The following is a 2090-nucleotide window of genomic DNA, read 5'->3' as shown; positions in this document are numbered from 1 at the left end:
GGTACGGGCCGCCGCGTCGGCCACCGCCCGCGCGACCCGTACCGGCCGGCGGGGCGCGAGCGCGGACACCACGTCGGCCGCGGAGGCCAGCTTCGGCTCGCCCAGCACCTCCTCAGCGAGCCGGCGCACCTGCCAGCCGGTCTCGTCGTACCGGGCCAACAGCTCCTCACCCGTCGCCACCCCGGCGTCGACGAGCAGCCGGGCGGTGGCGGCCAGCGGGTCCCGGTCCAGGTCCGCGGCGAGTTCCGACGGGCTGCGGTACGCCGACTCCGCGTCCGCTCCGGCGTGCCCCATCAACCGGACGGTGCGCAGGTGCAGCACGGCCGGGCGCCGGTGCCGGCGTACCCAGGCCGCCGCCTCCGCCGCCACCGCGTACGCCTGCACCGGGTCCGCCCCGTCGGCGGTCAGGTAGCGGATGCCCGGCTTTGCCCGCAGCGTCGCCTCCACCCAGCCCTCCGGCGAGCGGACGCTGATGCCCAGCCCGTTGTCCTCGCAGACGAAGAGCACCGGGATGCGCAGCCCGGCGTGGTCGTACCAGCCGGCGGTGTTGAAGGCGGCGGTGGCGCTGGCGTGGTTGACCGAGGCGTCGCCGAACGAACAGACCACGATGGCGTCCGTTGGCCACGGGGCATGCTCTGCGCCGCCACCGCTGCCGACCCGCACCCCGGCGCCGGTGCGCCGCCCGGCGCTGTCCAGCCGGCGCAGCCGCTCCACGGCGAGTCCCATCCCGACCGCCCGCGGCAGGTGCGAGGCGATGGTGGAGGTGGTCGGCACGACGGCCAGGTCGGCCCGGCCGAACACCTTGTGCCGGCCCCCGGCGATCGGCTCCTGGCTGGAGGCGACCATCCCGCGCAACACGTCCCGGGCCGCGTCCGCGTACGCCGCGAACGCGCCGGCGGGCGGCGCGGAGCCGTCCGGTTCGGGCTCGGCCGGCTCGGCCGGCTCTGCCGGCGGCGGCGACGGGTCGACGACGGGTGCCGGGTCGGCGACGGTCTGGGCGGCGCGCACGCAGTAGAAGGCGCCCGAGCGGTAGTGCAGCAGCGCCGGATCGGTGGGGCGCAGCGCGGCGGCGACCGCCGCGTTGCCCTCGTGCCCGGCCGAGCCGATGGTGTAGAAGCCCTCCCCGAAGCTGCGCAGCCAGCGGCCGGCCAGGTCGAGCTGCCGGCTGGTCACCTGCGCGTCGAACAGGTCCAGCAGTTGCGCGCCGGTTAGCGGGGCGTCGTCGGTGACCGGGTCGGCGGGGTCACGCCGCCGCTCGGCGGCGGGCAGCGCCGCCAGCGTCTCCCGGAACCGGTCGTCGAGATCTTGCGGGGTGGTCACGCCGCCCAGCATTACCGACGCAAGCCCTGGTCGCCCAGCGGGACACGGCGAGGACCCCTGGGCTCATTCCGGCCCGCACGGCTCCGGCCAGCTCCCGTCGGAGACCTTCCACACCAGGTCGCGCAGGGTGCCCAGCTCCCGGTCGGTCAGCCCGGCCAGGAGTCGGGAGTCGGACATCACCTCGGTCACCCGGTCTCGCACGCCCCGGCCGTGCCCGGTCACCACGAGCGTCTTCTGCCGCCGGTCGGTGGGGTCGGTGCGGCGCTCGACCAGGCCGGCCTGCTCCAGCTTGTCGACCAGCGCGGTCACGTTCGACCGGTCACAACCCAGCCGCTCGGCGAGGTCGCGGGCCGGCAGTGGCCGGTCGGGGTCCAGCTCGTGCAGCGCCCGGGCCGCCGCCGGGGTGAGCCCCAGCTCGGTGAACGCGGCGCCCTGCCGGTGCCGCAGGGCGGCGGTCACGTGCGCCATCCGGCGTACCACGTCGGCGGCCAGGCCGGCCCGGTCCACCGGCCCGCCCGCTGCGGGAACGACCTCCTGCGCCACGGCCACATCGTACGCACGGGGCCGGCCGCCCAGCTCCACGATCAGGCCGGGTCACGCTGGCCCGCGGCCCGGCGGATCGACCGCGATGATCGGTGTTCGGCTGCCGGTGACGAGCCGGGGCACTCGCCGTCACCTCCCGGTCATCAGGGCTCGCGAGGCTCCCGGAGTCACGATAAATCGGACTCTGGGGAGGATTCATGTCACTGTCCCGACGTACCATCCTGCTG

Annotated in this window: 2 protein-coding genes; both read right to left on the bottom strand. The window is 76.1% G+C overall.

Annotation, left to right across the window (positions count from 1 at the left end; all coding sequences use genetic code 11):
• Positions 1-1332 (bottom strand): thiamine pyrophosphate-dependent enzyme (locus EAD98_RS24780; RefSeq protein ID WP_233583962.1); only part of this gene is annotated, 1332 nt, incomplete at its 3' end.
• Positions 1333-1383: 51 nt separating this feature from the next.
• Positions 1384-1788, bottom strand: coding sequence for a MarR family winged helix-turn-helix transcriptional regulator (locus EAD98_RS24775; RefSeq protein ID WP_121656400.1), 405 nt, complete (start codon positions 1786-1788; stop codon positions 1384-1386).
• Positions 1789-2090: the final 302 nt, after the last annotated feature.

It is taken from the genome of Micromonospora sp. CV4 (genome assembly GCF_003667455.1).
Classification (GTDB): domain Bacteria; phylum Actinomycetota; class Actinomycetes; order Mycobacteriales; family Micromonosporaceae; genus Micromonospora.
The sequence above is the reverse complement of the archived record's forward strand: the minus strand, read 5'-3'. Positions and strand labels throughout refer to the sequence as shown.